The sequence below is a fragment of the Paenibacillus ginsengihumi DSM 21568 genome, assembly GCF_000380965.1.
Taxonomy (GTDB): Bacteria; Bacillota; Bacilli; order Paenibacillales; family NBRC-103111; genus Paenibacillus_G; species Paenibacillus_G ginsengihumi.
Genome location: NZ_KB905551.1, coordinates 43398 through 59001, shown reverse-complemented (window position 1 = coordinate 59001; position 15604 = coordinate 43398). Strand labels below are relative to the sequence as shown.

The 15604-nt window shown below is 56.7% G+C and carries 13 protein-coding genes; 9 read left to right on the top strand and 4 right to left on the bottom strand.

Going from position 1 to position 15604, the window contains the following annotated elements; all coding sequences use genetic code 11:
• Positions 1-300: 300 nt before the first annotated feature.
• Positions 301-1341, bottom strand: coding sequence for a formate dehydrogenase accessory sulfurtransferase FdhD (gene fdhD, locus F591_RS0103510; RefSeq protein ID WP_019533200.1), 1041 nt, complete (start codon positions 1339-1341; stop codon positions 301-303).
• Entirely contained in the window at positions 1331-3682 is a 2352-nt protein-coding gene (locus F591_RS0103505) for an FdhF/YdeP family oxidoreductase (RefSeq protein ID WP_019533199.1), read from the bottom strand. Before F591_RS0103505 ends, fdhD begins: the two co-directional genes overlap by 11 nt.
• Positions 3683-4196: 514 nt before the next feature.
• Between F591_RS0103505 and F591_RS0103500 the strand changes: the two genes are divergently transcribed.
• Together F591_RS0103500 and F591_RS0103495 are read left to right on the top strand one after the other, a co-directional pair.
• A complete protein-coding gene (locus tag F591_RS0103500; protein ID WP_019533198.1) occupies positions 4197-4886 on the top strand; it encodes a metal-dependent hydrolase in 690 nt (229 codons plus the stop codon).
• Between the two features lie 52 nt (positions 4887-4938).
• A complete protein-coding gene (locus F591_RS0103495) occupies positions 4939-5379 on the top strand; it encodes a GNAT family N-acetyltransferase (RefSeq protein WP_019533197.1) in 441 nt (146 codons plus the stop codon).
• A gap of 307 nt (positions 5380-5686) precedes the next feature.
• Here F591_RS0103495 and F591_RS0103490 read toward each other — a convergent pair whose 3' ends face one another.
• Entirely contained in the window at positions 5687-7279 is a 1593-nt protein-coding gene (locus tag F591_RS0103490) for an LTA synthase family protein (protein ID WP_019533196.1), read from the bottom strand.
• Between the two features lie 356 nt (positions 7280-7635).
• Here F591_RS0103490 and ndk point away from each other — a divergent pair, with 356 nt between their 5' ends.
• The 7 genes from ndk to F591_RS0103455 all read left to right on the top strand — a co-directional run bounded on the left by ndk (position 7636) and on the right by F591_RS0103455 (position 13231).
• Entirely contained in the window at positions 7636-8088 is a 453-nt protein-coding gene (gene ndk / locus F591_RS0103485) for a nucleoside-diphosphate kinase (RefSeq protein WP_026326346.1), read from the top strand.
• A 950-nt stretch (positions 8089-9038) separates the two neighbouring features.
• Entirely contained in the window at positions 9039-9839 is an 801-nt protein-coding gene (locus F591_RS0103480) for a hypothetical protein (protein ID WP_019533194.1), read from the top strand.
• A gap of 1 nt (position 9840) precedes the next feature.
• Complete coding sequence (locus F591_RS0103475) at positions 9841-10635, top strand: hypothetical protein (protein WP_019533193.1); 795 nt, start codon at positions 9841-9843, stop codon at positions 10633-10635.
• 14 nt (positions 10636-10649) lie between these two features.
• A complete protein-coding gene (locus F591_RS0103470; protein ID WP_156829433.1) occupies positions 10650-11429 on the top strand; it encodes a hypothetical protein in 780 nt (259 codons plus the stop codon).
• Between the two features lie 11 nt (positions 11430-11440).
• A complete protein-coding gene (locus F591_RS0103465) occupies positions 11441-12091 on the top strand; it encodes an ATP-binding cassette domain-containing protein (protein ID WP_040741045.1) in 651 nt (216 codons plus the stop codon).
• The gene (locus F591_RS0103460; RefSeq protein ID WP_019533190.1) at positions 12088-12681 is read left to right on the top strand and encodes a DUF4352 domain-containing protein; all 594 of its coding nucleotides are present in this window, start codon (positions 12088-12090) and stop codon (positions 12679-12681) included. Before F591_RS0103465 ends, F591_RS0103460 begins: the two co-directional genes overlap by 4 nt.
• 16 nt (positions 12682-12697) lie before the next feature.
• Positions 12698-13231 carry a DUF4352 domain-containing protein gene (locus tag F591_RS0103455; protein ID WP_019533189.1) on the top strand — a complete coding sequence of 178 codons (534 nt, stop codon included), beginning with the start codon at positions 12698-12700 and terminating at the stop codon, positions 13229-13231.
• 4 nt (positions 13232-13235) lie between these two features.
• On the opposite strand, the gene F591_RS0103450 is transcribed toward F591_RS0103455, so the two are convergent.
• On the bottom strand, positions 13236-15539 hold the full coding sequence (locus F591_RS0103450; protein ID WP_169445826.1) for a helix-turn-helix domain-containing protein: 2304 nt from the start codon (positions 15537-15539) through the stop codon (positions 13236-13238).
• Positions 15540-15604 lie beyond the last annotated feature (65 nt).

Here is a 15604-nt window from a genome sequence, read left to right as displayed (position 1 = left end):
AATATCAGTTCTCTGCCATTATAAGTAGGGCGCGGGAGTTTGTTAAGTACTGAAATTTATCGCCGCAAGTATCCCCGAGGTGTTATCCTCACCTTGAGGTAACTTGGTTTCGCCGAGCTTACTTGAGGAAGAGGCCCGCTTACGTCCCATTGAAAGGGAGGGAAGCCGCCATGTCATGACGGCTTGTCCGCCTGCCCGGCCAGCTGCCGGGTCAGCTCCCGTTCCTCCGGCGTCGTATAACATATTTTGGGAAAAGTAACAATTTGAGCCTTGCGTTAAGGGGGATGAGACGATTGGCGTTCAGCCCGTGATTCTCTCCGGGTGGGTGTAGACATTCATCCGCCCGTCGCGGATGAACCCGGCTGCCGTCACGCCCAGATCGTGCGCCAGGCGCAGCGCGAGATCGCTGGGGGCGGATTTGGACAGCAGCACCGGAACGCCGATCTTGGCGGCTTTGAGCACGACCTCGGAGGAGATGCGCCCGCTGAAGGCGATGATTTTATCGCTGGCTGGTACCCGCTCGCGCAGCCGCCAGCCGTACAATTTGTCCAGCGCGTTATGGCGGCCGATGTCGGTGCGGGCGACGAGAATGCCGCTGGCATCGCACAGCGCCGCATTGTGCAGTCCGCCCGTGCGGGCGAAGCTGTCCGATGCGCCGTGCAGCTCGCTCAGCAGCCGCATGCAGCAGGCAGCTGGCACGCGCAGCCGGCTGGTGACCGTGCGGGCGGTCAGCACGTCGCTGTGCAAATAAAACTGTCGGCTCGTGCCGCAGCAGGAGCCGAGCCAGCGCTTGCCATGCAGCCCGGCCGGCAGCGGCCGCCTATGGCTGAGCTCGGCATAGGCGAAGCCGCGGCCGAGATCGATGTCGAGCCGGCGAAGCTCGTCGGCGCTGCGGATGACGCCCTCCGAGGCCAGAAAGCCGGTGACGAGCTCCTCGGGCTGCGAAGGCGTGCAGACGAGCGTGGCGAATTCCTCGCCGTCCACCCGAATCGTCAGCGCGAATTCGACCGCGATTTCCTCGTCCTGTACCGTGCAGTCGCTGCCGGCATATTTGCGCACGCCGGCCCAGACGGCGATGCCGGGATCGGGCTCTCCGGGATCGGGCTGTGCGCCTGCAGCCGCATCCGCATAGCCCGTATCGCCCGTGTTGCCTATGGCAGGACTAGCAGTCTCCGCCGCGGCCGCCGGAACGCCATCCCGCTCCTTCGCGGGGCGGCTCGATTCCCGCAGCTCGCCAGCCGCCGGCATGCCGTCCGGCTCGTGAGGCCGGCGGGCAGCGCCTGGAAGAACCGCTTCGCTTGTCTTCGCGCCGGCGGACGGCTCCTTCGCGTCACCCTGCATCGGTTTCCAGCTCCTCGATCCGCTTTTCCGCATATCTCGTGTCCTTATGAGCGTGGAATGTCTCCGCTTTCTCGACAACGACGGCGGTGTTGTATTCGGGAATGCCGGCGTGCTCCTCGTAGACGCCTTTGGGCAGCAGCATATTGCCTTCGGGCCAATGCACCTCGATGTTGCCCGGCGCCACATCGGCGAACCGCGCCCGGCCATGGAAAATGCCGCAGCGATTATAAGCGACCACGGCGTCGCCCTCGCGGATGAACAAGGCGCCGGCGTCCCGCTCGTTGATCAAGAGGTCGTACCGGTCGGCGCCGTTGAACGGGTCCGTCTCGGCGTAAATCATCGAGTTGAACTGCTTGCCGCGGCGCGTCGTCACGTAGAAATGGCCCTCCGGCTTGCGCAACTCCGGCACCTCGATCGGCAGCAGCCGCCCGCGCCCGTCATCGGTCGGACAGATGCCGCCTTCGCACAGCCAGGCGCCGCCCCACTGGAAGAAATCGCCGCGCTGCTTCAAATGCTGAATGCCGTCGTAATTCGGCGCCGCCACCGCGATCTCCTCGCGAATATGCTGCGCATCCCGGAAGCGGATCAGCTCGGCCTGCTCCGGCCGCACGCGGGCCGCCAGGTCGACGTAGATTTGCCATTCCGGGCGCGCCTCGCCGATTCGCGGCCCTTCGATTTCGGGCGAAAAGTACACCATCCGCTCCGTCGAGGTCGAGGTGCCGCCCCCCGGCTGCTCGTAGCGCGTCATGGCAGGCAGCACGATGACCGCTTCCCGGGCGTCGGCCAGCGTCGATGTATTCAGGATGATATCCTGATGCACGCGAATATCGATCTGCTCCAGGCATTGGCGGACGAAGTCCGGGTCTGGCATCGTTTCCAGGAAATTGCCTCCCGACGTATAAAACACCTTCAGCTTGCGCTCGTGATCGTCCGGCAGCAGCGCGTTCTCCAGCGTGACGCCGACGATATCCCCCTGCCATCGGGGCAGGGGGAAGCCCCAAAGAGCTTCGATGCGCGAAATATCAGGCTCGCGAAATTCGCCGCCGGGAAGGCTGAACGGATCGGCGCCCATTTCGCCCGAGCCCTGCACGCCGCTGTGGCCGCGAATCGGCATGAGGCCGCAATGCTCCCGGCCGAGAAAGCCGCGCAGCAGGGCGAGATTGGCGACCTGCGATACATTGTCCGTGCCGAAGCGATGCTGCGTGAGCCCCATGCTCCATACGAACACGGCCGAGCGGGCACCAGCGAGCAGCTTCGCCAGCTCCCGCATCCGCTCGCGCCCAAGGCCGGAGGAGCGCTCCAGCACGTTCCAGTCCTGCCGCAGAACGTGCTCCCGCAGCGCCTCGAAGCCGGTTGTATGCTCGCGGACGAAGGCGTGGTCGATCGCGGAGCCGGGCCGCTCCTCCTCCATCTCGAACCAATGCTTCATGATGCCGTTCATGAAGGCGATATCTCCGCCGATGTTCACCTGATAGAAGTCGTCGGCCAGCTTCGTCCCGAACAGCGCCGATTCGGCTACGGACGGAATCCAGTAGCGGTCCATCGCCGGCTCGCGATACGGGTTGATGACGATGATCTTCGTTCCTTGCCGCTTGGCCGCGTACATATATTTCGTCGAGACGGGCTGATTGTTGGCCGCTACGCTGCCCCAGAAGACGAGCACGTCAGTGCCGATCCAGTCCTTGTAGCTGCAGCTCGAGGCGCCGATGCCGACGGAGCGCTTGAGCGCGGTCTTCGAAGGGGAGTGGCAGATGCGCGACGCGTTATCGATATTGTTCGTGCCGATAAAGCGCGCCGCTTTGGCCGCTGCGTAATACGATTCGTTCGTAATGCCGCGGGCGGTGAGATAGAACGCCAGCTGCTTCGGGTCGATCTCGCGGATGCGGCCGGCGATTATATCCAGCGCCTCGTCCCAACCGATGCGGGAGAAACGCCGCTCGCCCTGCCTGCGAATCATCGGGTAAGGGATGCGGCCAAGCTTGCGCAGCTGCGTGCTGTCCATCTCCCGCAGCCGCCCGATATCTCCGAACAGCAGATCGTCCGGAATCGCCGGCATCGTATTCAGCCGCAGCACGTTCAGGCGGGTCGTGCACAGATGCGGGCCGTCCAGCGTGCGGTCGCGCAGTCCGGAGACGCCAAGCGCGCACCCGTCGCAGACACCCTGGGTCAAAATGCGGTAAGCGTAGGGCAGGTTATCGCGGTTATCCCAGACGACCTTCATCGTATCGCGGATATGATGCGGCTTGATCTGACCGAGCCCGAACGGGATGGCGCTCACCCAGAGAGACGGGTCCGGCTTCGTCGGCAGCTTGACCGGCCCGGTATGCTTCGTTTGTCCCATAAAGCGCTCACTCCGAATCCATTATAGTCATCATCAGTATAACTTGAAAGCGGCAACACTGACAATGAATTGACGGAGGCGAGGCACCGCGTTTTGCGCGAAATCGTGCGCCGTCCAGGCGGCGCACGCGGAGGAGGAAGGAGCGGGCGAAGCTGCACTTCGGTCGAGCTGCTTTCGATCGAAGCTGCACTTCGCTCGAAGCCGCACTTCGGTCGAGCTGCATTTCGGTCGAAGCCGCATTTCGGTCGAAGGCTGCACTTCGCTCGAAGCCGCACTTCGGTCGAAGGCCGCACTTGACCGGCAATCGGCCGGCCATGCCCGCCACAGTGCCCGTCCTGCACGATGCCGCCCCGCACGCAACAGCCTCATATGCCTGCCGCGCCTTTCGCCAGACTCAGGCCCGGCCTGCGCGTCCGCCCCGGCGAACGGTTGACTTTCCTCGAACGGGATCTCTATAATATTTTGGAAGGGAATGGATTAACTAAAAATCGGACAAACCGCGGGGTGAATGAGAATGGACATTTTGTATCACGGGCATTCATGCGTGCAACTGTCGGCGGGAGGTCGTTCGCTGATCATCGATCCTTTTATTTCGGGCAACAGTCTGGCCGTGACGAAGCCGGAGGATATCAAGGCCGATTACGTGCTGCTGACGCACGGGCATACGGATCATATTCTGGATGCGCTCACCATCGCCAAAAACAACGACGCGACGATCATCGCCACCTTCGAGCTGGCCACGTATATGAGCTGGAAGGGAGCGAAGACGTTCGCCGTCAATCTCGGCGGCAGCACTTCGATCGGATTTGCCGAGATTCAGATGATTCAGGCGTTCCACAGCTCGAGCATCATCGATGAGGCGGAGCAAAAGATTATTTACGCCGGCATGCCGGGCGGCTTCGTCATCCGTTGGGACGGCCGGACCGTGCTGCATACGGGCGATACGGGGTTGTTCTCCGATATGAAGCTGATCGGCGAGCGCAATAAGATCGATCTGGCGTTCGTCCCGATTGGCGGCGTCTTTACGATGGGACCGGAGGATGCCGTGCAGGCGGCCGAGTGGCTGCAGGCCAAGACAGTCGTGCCGATCCATTACGATACGTTCCCGCCGATTCGCCAGAATCCGCACGATTTCGTCGGCTTGCTTGAGAAGAAAGGCATGAGGGGCCTTGTCCTGAAGCCGGGAGACAGCACGACGCTGTAACGGGGCCAGGGCAAATGCCGCGAACTGGAACAAGGAAAAGAGGCGCGCAGCGATGAAAGCAGTACTGGCCGATACGCAGGAGCGGCTCGCGCAATGTCTGGCTGTTCGCAGCAAAGTTTTTGTCGACGAGCAGCAGGTGCCGCCCGATCTGGAACTCGACGACTACGACGCTTCGCCGAAAGGCTGCCGGCATTGGCTCGTCCTAGGTGGCAGTGAGCCTGCGGCTGCAGGGCGCTGGATTCCGTACGGGGATGGACGGGCGAAGCTGCAGCGAATCGCAGTGCATAAGCATTACCGGGGGCAAGGCCTCGGCAAGCTGATTGTGGAAGCGATGGAGCGGGACGCGGCAGAGCGGGGCTATGTCGAAGCGATTCTTGACGCGCAGGTTCAGGCGGAGCCGTTTTACAAGAAGCTTGGGTACCGTACGATTTCCGAGGAGACGTTCCTCGATGCGGGCATCGAGCACGTCCGGATGAGCAAGCGCATCGGCTGAAATCTTTCGTCAGAGGAACTTGGCACTCCCGTCCTATATACGATCCTAATGTAAGCGACGGCTCTTGTCCGCAGGTGCGGAACAAGGGCCCTTTGCTTCCCAATCAGGCAAAACAAGAAACGGCCAGCGGCGCTTTTTTTCGTTTTCTGCCAGACTGAGCAAGGCATGATAGTGTCTGTCCGATATTAGATTCGCCGCAAGTACAATCCGGCAGGAGCAGCGGCGGTTAAGCTTCGGACAATTTGCGTTCGCCGCCGCAGGCGCGCTGCTGCTCCGCGAAGGCCGGCTGATCGGCACGGGCATGACGCTATTCGTTCGACGATCGCGGCGAATACGGCACGGCCTGCAGCGCATACGGCTCCGATTCGTGCAGTGTCCGATTCTCCGAATCGACGACGCGCACCTTGAGCTCGAGCGAAGCGGTATCGCCGGAGGCGGCCCGGGGCAGCGCCGCGGTCAGCGTGTCCTCCGCGACCCATTCGGTGGAAAGCGGCTCGCCATTGCAGACGATGACGCTGCCGAGTCCGAAGCGCCCGCCTTTGACCGTGACCTTCCGCGACGCTTGTTCATCCCCGGGCGCACCGGCCGATGCCCGTTCCTTGAACGCCCGCTCGATGCGCGGCTTGCCGTAGCCGAGCACGTACGGCCCGCCGCTGCTGCCGCTCGGCCCCGCGCCAGCCGCCGCCCGTTCGGCCGCCAGCCGTTCGCTTTGCCTGCGGCTGTATTCCTGCACCAGCGAGGCGTCGATTCCCATCGACTCGTAGTAGGCCGGCGGCGGGATGACCGGCGTCGTATTGTACAAGGCGAGCAAATAGTCGCTGAAGTTGCTGCTGGGCATCCCGGCCAAATGCAGCACATACGGGCCGAGAAACGACGGGCTCATATACAGCTCCCGTTCGGCCGGCTGCGGCGTGTTCGGCAGCTCGTAATTGCTCCAGACGACGAACGGGACGCGGTGCATTTTGTCCAGAAAATCCGGATCGTCCTCGCCGCTCAAATAGCCGCTTTCGCGATATACCTTGTAGTTTTCCTCCAAATAGGGCAGGTGGTCGCCGAAAAAGACGATGACCGTCGGCTCTTTCGTCTGCCTGTAATGAGCAACCAGCTCCTGAAGCATCCGGTCTGCGCCGCTTAAGCCTTGCGCCAACGTTTCGGCGATGCCGATGGCAGCCTCGGACATTTCCCCCTGAACCTTGATCGTATTGCGCTCGAACTTGCCCGGCCAGAAGTGGTAATGGTTCTCCATCGTGCTGGCAAAGATGAAGTCGGGCTTGTCCGTCCGCGCGCTTTCCTCGATAATTCGCTTGGCTACGGCGTGGTCGCCGATATACGGCCCGACATACTCGTCGGGATTGAAAAATTCGAGACTGATGAACCTCCCGAAGCCGAGATGCCGGTTCACCTCGGAGCTGCGGGAGAACCAATGGTGAAACGCGCTGATCGCGGTCGTATCATACCCTTGACCGGCCAGGATGGACGCCAGTGACTCGGTCGGCTGGTTGATCTCTGTATTGTACGGAATGGCCCCTTCCGGAAAGAAACGCATCGACAGCCCTGTCAGCACCTCGAGCTCGACGTTGGCCGTGCCGCCGCCGAACATCGGGGACAGCATGGTGCCGTGCGGATATTTTTTCGTCAAGGAGCGGAAGAACGGGATCGGGTCGCGGCTGAACTGCAGCTTGTCCATGCGGGTCGGGTCCCAGAACGATTCGCTCAGGACGACGATGATGTTCGGACTGCGCGCCAGCTGCTCAGGCGTCCAGTCGATGGGGGAAGGCTCGTCGATGACCGGAGGCTTCTCCGGCGGCAATACGGAATCCCCGGCAGACGAGCGGATGATGACGATCAGACAGCATACGGCGGCCGCGACCGCCCAACGAAACCATTGCGGCATGTGCATGCTAGACGTCTCCTCGTGATCGATTTCAGCTATTATATCATGAGTATTTCCGCGATGACAGCGTTTGCGCGGGCGCGTGTATTCTATGGGGAAAAAGGGTATAATTAGAAGTTAGACGTCGATGACGAACGAGAATTTCGTCATCGGTCGTCGCCTGCGGCCGTTGAAAATTTGTCGGCGACTACCGTCCAATTTTCAAGGTGGACACCTATGACGAGCGAATCTTTATGTCATCGGACGTCGCCTGCGGCTGCTGGCAAAATCATCAAATGGTCAGAATGGCGCCTCCCGTCAGGAGGGGGGACAAGCCGAAGGAAACGCGGTTTTTAAACAACGGGATGGAGGTCATGGCAATGATGCAAAGAACGTTCATGATGGTCAAGCCGGACGGAGTGCAGCGGGGATTGATCGGCAAAGTGCTGCAGCGCTTTGAGGAGAAGGGGTTTCAAGTGATCGGCGCCAAGCTGATGCATATTTCGCGGCAGCAGGCGGAAGTTCATTACGGGGAGCATAAAGAAAAGCCGTTTTACCAGGAGCTGGTCGATTTTATTACGTCGGGCCCGGTCTTCGCATTCGTGCTGCAGGGCGAGGACGTTGTCGCTATCTCGCGCCTGATGATGGGCAAGACCAAGCCGTGGGACGCCGCGCCGGGCACGATTCGCGGCGACTATGCGCTTCATCCGGGCAACAACGTCATCCACGGCTCCGATTCGCCGGAGAGCGCGGAGAGGGAGATTGCGAACTTCTTCCGGCCGGAGGAATTGCTTGACTACAGCATGACGATGGAGCCTTGGATTCGGGGACAGTAGCCCCAATCAAACGCCCAGCGGATATCAACCCGAAAGCAGGCAGGTTCGGGGCATAGCCGCTGAGGCGTTTTTTTAACGTTGCTGCCGGCGTTCGCGAGCGGCGGATCGGGCTGCCGGGAATGGACTGCTTGACTCGCTAGCTTTCAGTACAATAGACGCCTCTCTGCCGAGCGATTCGTTTCGTCATCGGACATCACCTTACGGGTGTTAGCAAATGTTGTATTTTGTACAACAAAAACGGGGAAACAGGCCGCACTTGCGGCTCATTGTTGTAGAAAGTGCAACATTTCGAGCGATATTCTTCGATTTGAAGCCAATCTCGCCCAAATTGTTGCACAAAATGCAACATTTCCCTCATCTTGCTACGAAGGATACAGAAAATGTTGTATTTTTTGCAGGATTCGTTGCCTCATACGCCTGGTGAGGGGCAAACGCCCTGGGGGAAGCGGATCGCCTCATGCGCCTGGTGAGGGGCAAACGCCCTGGGGGAAGCGGATCGCCTCATGCGCCTGGTGAGGGGCAAACGCCCTGGGGGAAGCGGATCGCCTCATACGCCTGGTGAGGGGCAAACGCCCTGGGGGAAGCGGATCGCCTCATGCGCCTGGGGAGGGAGTACGACCTGAGGGGAGCGTAACTGTCTCTTGCGCTCGGTGAGGGAGTACGCCCTGAGGGGAAGCGGATCGCCTCATGCGCCGGGGCGCAAGGGGAGGGGGATCGCCAACGTGAAGTGTGAACGCCAACGCGGAGGTTCGAACGCCAACGCGAAGTCTGAACGCGAATGCGCGAAGCCCGGGGGCCGCCGGCCGAGTATTCCCGATTGCAGCAAGTACAGGTTTGCACACTAAAAAGAACCTCGACGGAGCGAGCATTTTTTCATTCCGTGAACGGGAACGAAATTCGGGCTGCGTGCGTCTATATTGTAGCTTACGGATGTTAGGCGGAGTGCTTGGATGAACATACTGCGTTTTGAATTGAAGAGATCTTTTTCTAGTCCGTGGTTTCTGATGGTTATTCTTATCGGGATCGTGTACTCGATATTGCATTTCGTGTTTCGGATTTATCCGTATCTTCCAACGAACAGCGCGATGCCTCTATCCGCGTTTAATGCGTGGTTTCCTATGAGGCCGAACGAATATTTCTCGGTTTCGCTGTATTTGCTGATGCCGATTCTTGCCGCTATGCCTTATGCAGACAGCTATTATACCGATCTCCATGATCACTACATGCGTCTGGTGACAACAAGGGTATCGAAAGGGCGCTACTTGCTTGCCAAAACCGCTGCTGTATTTTTAACAGGCAGCACGTCGTTTACTTTTATTATCGTACTGAATTTTATCGTCGTTTCCAGCTTTCTTCCCTTGGTATTTCCGCAATTTACGGACGGTACTTATACCGTTGGGGCGAACAGCATGTGGGGAGAACTATTCTATGAATCCCCCTTTCGATATATCGTTTTGTATACCATACTTAACTTTATGTTTGCAGGATTGTTTGCTGTGTTTTCTTTAGCGGTCTCGGCATGGGCAACCCATCGTTTTATGGCGTTGCTTGCTCCTTTCGTTCTGAATCTGTTTATTTTATTTTTATGCGATTGGACGGAGAAACTCTATGCCGCGCCTTTTTACTTTTTGCCGCCTGGACAGGCAGCCATGTTTGTCAATATAAAAGTCATTGCGGCCGTATTTGCCGGTGTTGCCGTTGTTTCCGGCATGATGCTGTATGCGGGGGCTTATCGACGTGAGGCGACTTAACATGTTTCGATACGAGATGAGGCGGATGTCGGGCGCTTATGCGCTCATCTTCTTTTTGATCTTTGTTCTATGTTATTTCAGCGATAAAAGCCTGATGAGGCTTATCGAACCGTTCGACAAAGGAATAACGGATGCGATTTACCGTATGTTTCAGCCACCTTTCCTATCCATGATCATTGCGCCTATGTTTGCCGTCGTCAATCTTGGTCTTGCCCTAAGGGAGAAAGACGGCAGCTATATCACAAGATTTCGCAGCCGGGCAGATTATTGGGCCAAAATCGTCTTTCAATTGGTTCAGCATTCCTTCTTCTATGCCGTTGCAGTGGTAGCAGTTTGTTTATTGGCTGCCGCGCTTACGATCCCATGGACGAATGAATGGACGCGTGAATCCGGATTCGTATTCTACAATGTCCAAAATACGATGCTTGAAGAGGTATGGAAGAGCGAGTCTTGGCGATTTTCCGTTCCGGTTGTCGTCATCATGGCCATTTTGACAGGGTGGATGACCTTTTTGGCGGCAGGCATAACGGTTCATGTCATTTCCATGCTTCTGAACAGCAAAATTTTGGCCCTTGGTTTGCTTGTTCTCATTGCGATATGCGATACTTATTTATCTTTTGTGTCTATTATATTCCGCTATTCTTTTTTATCTTTAACGTATTGGTTCGATTGGGTTACTTATCTGATCAGCGTTATTTATTTGGTCGTTTTTAGCTTTATCATGTATCTGATAGGCGGTTATATCGTTAAAAGCAGAGATTATTTGGCGCTTCATAGGTGGAATGCGGAAGAATAACGAGGATCGCGAGGTTGCATGCTTTGCTCGATTTTTATCGAATTTGCCGATGCGACATCGCCTTATTTTGGCGAATCAATCGAAAGGTGTATGGGATATGGGCAGTCCTATTGATTCTAATCGTTGGCGGATTGAATACAGGAAGCGATCATCATGTTTGGAGCGGGGTATTGGCTTTATTCGGAGGTTTTGATCCAAACGCTAAAAAAATCGCTTTCCTATGGCTTGTTCCCCAGCTGCTGGCCGCGATTTTGTCGGCCAATTACTGGGGCTTTAAACTGTCGCCGATTCCGGTATTTCATCTTGTTCGGACAGGCAAGCGAAGCTATTGGTGGTTAGCAGCCGTAGTGTCTATGATTTTCCATACAGCGATTTACTATATGGGTTCATTTGCGGTATTAGTTGGTATGAGTCTGTTCGTACATAGCTTTTCGAACGTGGTATCTTTTGGGGCGCAAATTGTAGATGCGGGATACTTATGCTTTCATTTGTTCGGTATGTTTGCAACGACGACGATGATGATCGTTCTGTTCCAAAGCTGGGTCAGCTTGTTAGCAGGAGTCATCCCGGCTTATATGGCGACCGTTATGCTGTATGCTGCGGCATTCTATGTTCCCAGTCGTTGGATGCCCACGGCGCATTCCAATCCGCGGGTTTACGAGGCGTTTGCAGGAAGCGAGTTGACTTTTGCCTTCAGCTACACCTATAACGCTGTCATCATCTTTCTATGGATAGGGATCGGTATAATAACCGTAAGCAGAATCGACTTTCTCGAAAAGACGGGCCGAAAGTGAGCGAGGGCGACATGAGCGGGTATATCGAAATTCGCAATCTTAGCAAAAAAATAAAGGGCCAAGCGGTCCTCTCGAACATTCATTTGCAGCTTGATCGGGGCAAGATATATGGTTTTCAAGGAAGGAACGGTTCCGGCAAAACGATGCTTTTCCGCGCGATCTGCGGCTTGATCCTGCCGACTGAGGGAGAAATATCGGTGGGCGGTCAAAAAATTGGAGAGGACGTTTCATTCCCTCCAAGCTTGGGCGTGCTTATCGAACAGCCGGGATTTCTTGGCGGCTATACCGGTTTCCGAAATTTGCAATTGCTTGCATCGATAAAGGGGAAAATTGATGATCAGGCAATCCGGGAAGCTATTCGCAGGGTCGGGCTGGACCCTGAAGATCGCAGAAAATACAGGAAATATTCGCTTGGCATGAAGCAACGGCTGGGCATTGCCCAGGCGATCATGGAGGATCCGGACCTTATTGTGTTGGACGAGCCGACCAACGCGATCGATGAAGACGGCGTTCATCTCGTCAAAGAGCTGCTTTTTGAACTGCGCGATAAGGGGAAGACGATTTTAATTGCCAGCCATTTAAAAGAAGAGCTTGATTTGTTAGTTGACGAAAAGTTCATCATGAGCAACGGCACGATTGCGGAAGGGAGCGCCGAAAAATGAAAGGCATCGCAAAAATTGGCGGGCTGCTTATCGCTGTCGCTTTGCTCGGGATCTCGGTATGGCTTGTGAACACGCTCATTCTCCAAAGAGCAGGAACGCTGGCGCAATCTTTGGAGAAATCCAAACCTGCCATAACGGCAGGGATTGGGGAGCCAATCGTTTCCGGAAACGTCCAGGTTACAGTGAACAAGGTCGATCTGTACGAAAAGCTGGACGGTTTTAACAATGAGCAAGATTATGATAATAATCGCAATCAATGGTGTCTTGTCGCATTTGCGTTGAATAATCAAGGGACTCAACCTGTGGAATTCAACCTTGCGCAGTTTGCATTGGTACCGGAGGAAGGAAATGTAAGTTATGACCTTATGAAAGATGCAACAAATTTTATTATGAAACAAGAATTATTTGAAACTAATAAAAAACAGAAAACAATCATTTCTCTGGAACCAGGAAAGCACTGGGCAGCGACACTGGCTTTTCGTGTCAACAAAAACGATAAAAAGGTGTACCTTGAAATCCCGATTCAGGAATTTGAAGGAGACAATGCCGATACCAAGAAGCGAATTCTCGTGATCGATTCTTCGCAATGAGGGGTGGGACTGCATAATGAAAAGCCGTATTTGGATTATTGCCGGGTGCCTCATCGCAGCCGCCGCCCTCTATGGATATCGGCTTTACGAAGTGAACAAGCATTTCGTGATTCATCCGGAAACCAAGCTTTACGCCATGGGCGAGCCTGTGCCCACCGGCGATCTGGCAACGACGGTTCAGGGGGTCTCGTTGTTCAAGGAATATGAAGGATTGTCGGCTCAGCCGGGGTTTGTCTTTGCCATTTTTGACGTATCCATTCAGAACATAGGGGATCAATCGGCAGCATACCGGCTCACGGATTACGTCCTTTACCGAAAATTTGATGTTTATGTCCTGGATTATGACGCACAAATCCAATTGAAGAGCGAAGGCAACTTCGAGAAATCAAAGATTGAACCCGGAGAAACGGTTACAGGGAAGCTCGTATACCAAATACCGGAAAACACGAAATCGCTGGAATTCAAGTATCCTGCCCGCGAGATCGAGCAGGAACGGTTTCAATTTTTGAAAGAAACGACAGTCGATTTTATGCAACTTAGGAACATGTAATTACCTACAGCGATTCCCGGTACTTGCCGGGCGTCGTTCCCTCATATTTCTTGAATACGCGAATGAACCCGATATCGCTGGCGTATCCGACCTTGCTCGCGATCTGCGCGAACGTCAGCGTCTTGTCCTGCATCAGCCGCTTGGCCTGCTCGATGCGGAACTTTGCAATGTAGTCGGACAAATTCATTCCCGTCTGCTTCTTGAAGAACGCTGACAAATATTGCGGCGTCAGTTGAAAGTGCTCGGCGATCATCGTCAGGCTGAGCCGGTCGTCGCCGTAGTGCTGCCGGATGAAAAGCGCGATGCGCTCAGACAGCTGCCGGCTGTGTGGGCTGCGGCTCGCATTCAAGTAATTGCACAAGGTCAGGAACCATTCGCGGACGAGGATCTTCATGTTCTCCACCGTCGCGCAGGCGGACAAGCTCCCGATCGGGTCGAACCGCTCGCCGAACACCTCGCGGTACAGCGGGTCCATCGGGTTGATGATTTTCCACAGCGTGCTGACCATGTTGTGAAACAGGCTGCGGCCAAGCTCGGGCGTGATGCGCCGCTGCTCGAAATGCGCGTGAAAGATGCTGCCGATCAGCTGATCGACGTGTTCCACGTCGCCGCTTTTGGTGAAATTGATCAGCTGAATTTCCGTTTCGATCGGGTAGTAGTAGTGGCGGTCCGCGTCGGCGATTTCGGCGAAGCGGATAATCGCGTCCTGGCCCCGGTACATTTTGTAATCCAGGGCGCCGAGCGCCTCGAGGTAAGACTCGTAAGCGCCGCTCGCTCCTTCATGCACGTCGCCGATCGCGATGGCGATCACCGTCTTGAACCGCCCCTCGATCACCTGCTTGAGCCGTACAGCGATCTCGTCCAGATCGCGCAGCGCCTCCGGCAGCCGTCCTGCGTCGAAGTTGACCAGCAGGGCGACGCGGCTTTGGTCCAGCTCGACCGCATAGCCCCAATGCCGCTCGCGAAGCAGATCGCTGCCGACATTGGACACGATAAAGCGGATCAAGGTCCGCTGCCGTTCCGAAGGATCGCTGCTGAAGCGGCTGAAATCGGCGATGTCGATCAGGACGACGGCGAAGTGCTCCGAGATCAGGCGAACATTCATAAACTGCAGCGAATCGTCAGTGATCCGGCCAGGATCGACGTGTCCGCGGATGAAGCGCGACAGGAAGTTCGCCTGGATGACCGGCGTCTGGAGGGACAGCGTCGTCCGCAGCTCCCGTTCTTCGCGCATCGTCATCCGGATCGTTTCGCGGATAAACTCGTATTCGTTGGCCGTCCGCGCTTCCGCCGCCGGCTTGGCCCGCTGCAGCGCGCGCACCGTATCGCGCAGCGGGGCGTAATTGCGGTGCAGCCAGAAGCCGATCGCGGCGGCACCGCCGAAGAGGCCGATCAGAAGCAGGGACAGCGTCGTTTGCTCCAGCGTGCGGACCTTTGCGAAGTACACCTGCTTGGGCATCACCAAAATATATTTCCATCCGTTCTGCTCCGATACGGTATATGTCAGCATTCGCTGTTCGCCCTCATCCTCATACTCGTAAGGCATGCCCTGCGTCGGCGCGCCGCCGCGGATGCGGTCCCAGGGCAGCGCCAGCTCGCGGTCCCCGGCAATGAGCCGGTCCTGATGATCGAGGATCAGGACGGAGCTGTCGTAAGCCGCTTCGATGTTCTCCAGCATGCTGCGAATGTGGCCCATATCGAGCATCAGGACAAGCGCGCCGCGAATCTCGCTCAGTTCGCCCACAGGCAGCGTCTGAACGTAGGTGATCGTATCGACCGTGCCGGTCGGCGTCTCGTAGCTGGCGGGCGCATAATCCTTGTAGTGCGGGGATGCGGTCAATTCGCGGCGCCAGTCGCCGAAAGAGACGTGCAGCGGACGATACAAGCGATGGTACAGCACGTCCGCCGTCGTCTTGGCCTTCGGCAGCAGCACCGTATCGTTCTCCTTGATATAGACGTAATAGTCGCGCACCAGATCGCTCATGTTCTGGAAGCGCGCCAAGTGATCGGCCATGAACTCGACGAATTTGTACGCTTCCGGCGTCCCGGCGATGTCGGGGTTGCTCATCAGCCACTGCAGCCGGGAGTTGAAGGCGAGCTGCTCGGACATCCGCTCGACGTTGCGCAGCTTGCCATCCATCACATCGCGCAGCTGTTCCAGCATCGCGTAGTTGGCGCGGCTGGCATGCTCCGTCATGATCGTTTTCGTTTTCGTATACAGCACGGAGCCGAGGGCGAGAGGGAGCAGGAAAACGGCTAAATAGGACAGCAAGAGCGTGGTGAAAGCGCTTCCGAATTGTATCCGCACAATAATACCGCCTCTCTCAAACAGTGTCGATGCTATATTATTTCCGAAAGCATTGCTGTTTTTCC

Excerpts from the sequence above, each read along its gene's own strand:
- F591_RS0103455 (WP_019533189.1), top strand. The coding sequence starts at position 12,698 with ATGAAAAGCCGTATTTGGATTATTGCCGGGTGCCTCATCGCAGCCGCC.
- fdhD (WP_019533200.1), bottom strand. The coding sequence starts at position 1,341 with ATGCAGGGTGACGCGAAGGAGCCGTCCGCCGGCGCGAAGACAAGCGAA.
- F591_RS0103490 (WP_019533196.1), bottom strand. The coding sequence starts at position 7,279 with ATGCACATGCCGCAATGGTTTCGTTGGGCGGTCGCGGCCGCCGTATGC.
- F591_RS0103475 (WP_019533193.1), top strand. The coding sequence starts at position 9,841 with ATGTTTCGATACGAGATGAGGCGGATGTCGGGCGCTTATGCGCTCATC.
- F591_RS0103480 (WP_019533194.1), top strand. The coding sequence starts at position 9,039 with ATGAACATACTGCGTTTTGAATTGAAGAGATCTTTTTCTAGTCCGTGG.
- F591_RS0103465 (WP_040741045.1), top strand. The coding sequence starts at position 11,441 with ATGAGCGGGTATATCGAAATTCGCAATCTTAGCAAAAAAATAAAGGGC.
- F591_RS0103460 (WP_019533190.1), top strand. The coding sequence starts at position 12,088 with ATGAAAGGCATCGCAAAAATTGGCGGGCTGCTTATCGCTGTCGCTTTG.
- F591_RS0103505 (WP_019533199.1), bottom strand. The coding sequence starts at position 3,682 with ATGGGACAAACGAAGCATACCGGGCCGGTCAAGCTGCCGACGAAGCCG.
- F591_RS0103500 (WP_019533198.1), top strand. The coding sequence starts at position 4,197 with ATGGACATTTTGTATCACGGGCATTCATGCGTGCAACTGTCGGCGGGA.
- ndk (WP_026326346.1), top strand. The coding sequence starts at position 7,636 with ATGCAAAGAACGTTCATGATGGTCAAGCCGGACGGAGTGCAGCGGGGA.
- F591_RS0103495 (WP_019533197.1), top strand. The coding sequence starts at position 4,939 with ATGAAAGCAGTACTGGCCGATACGCAGGAGCGGCTCGCGCAATGTCTG.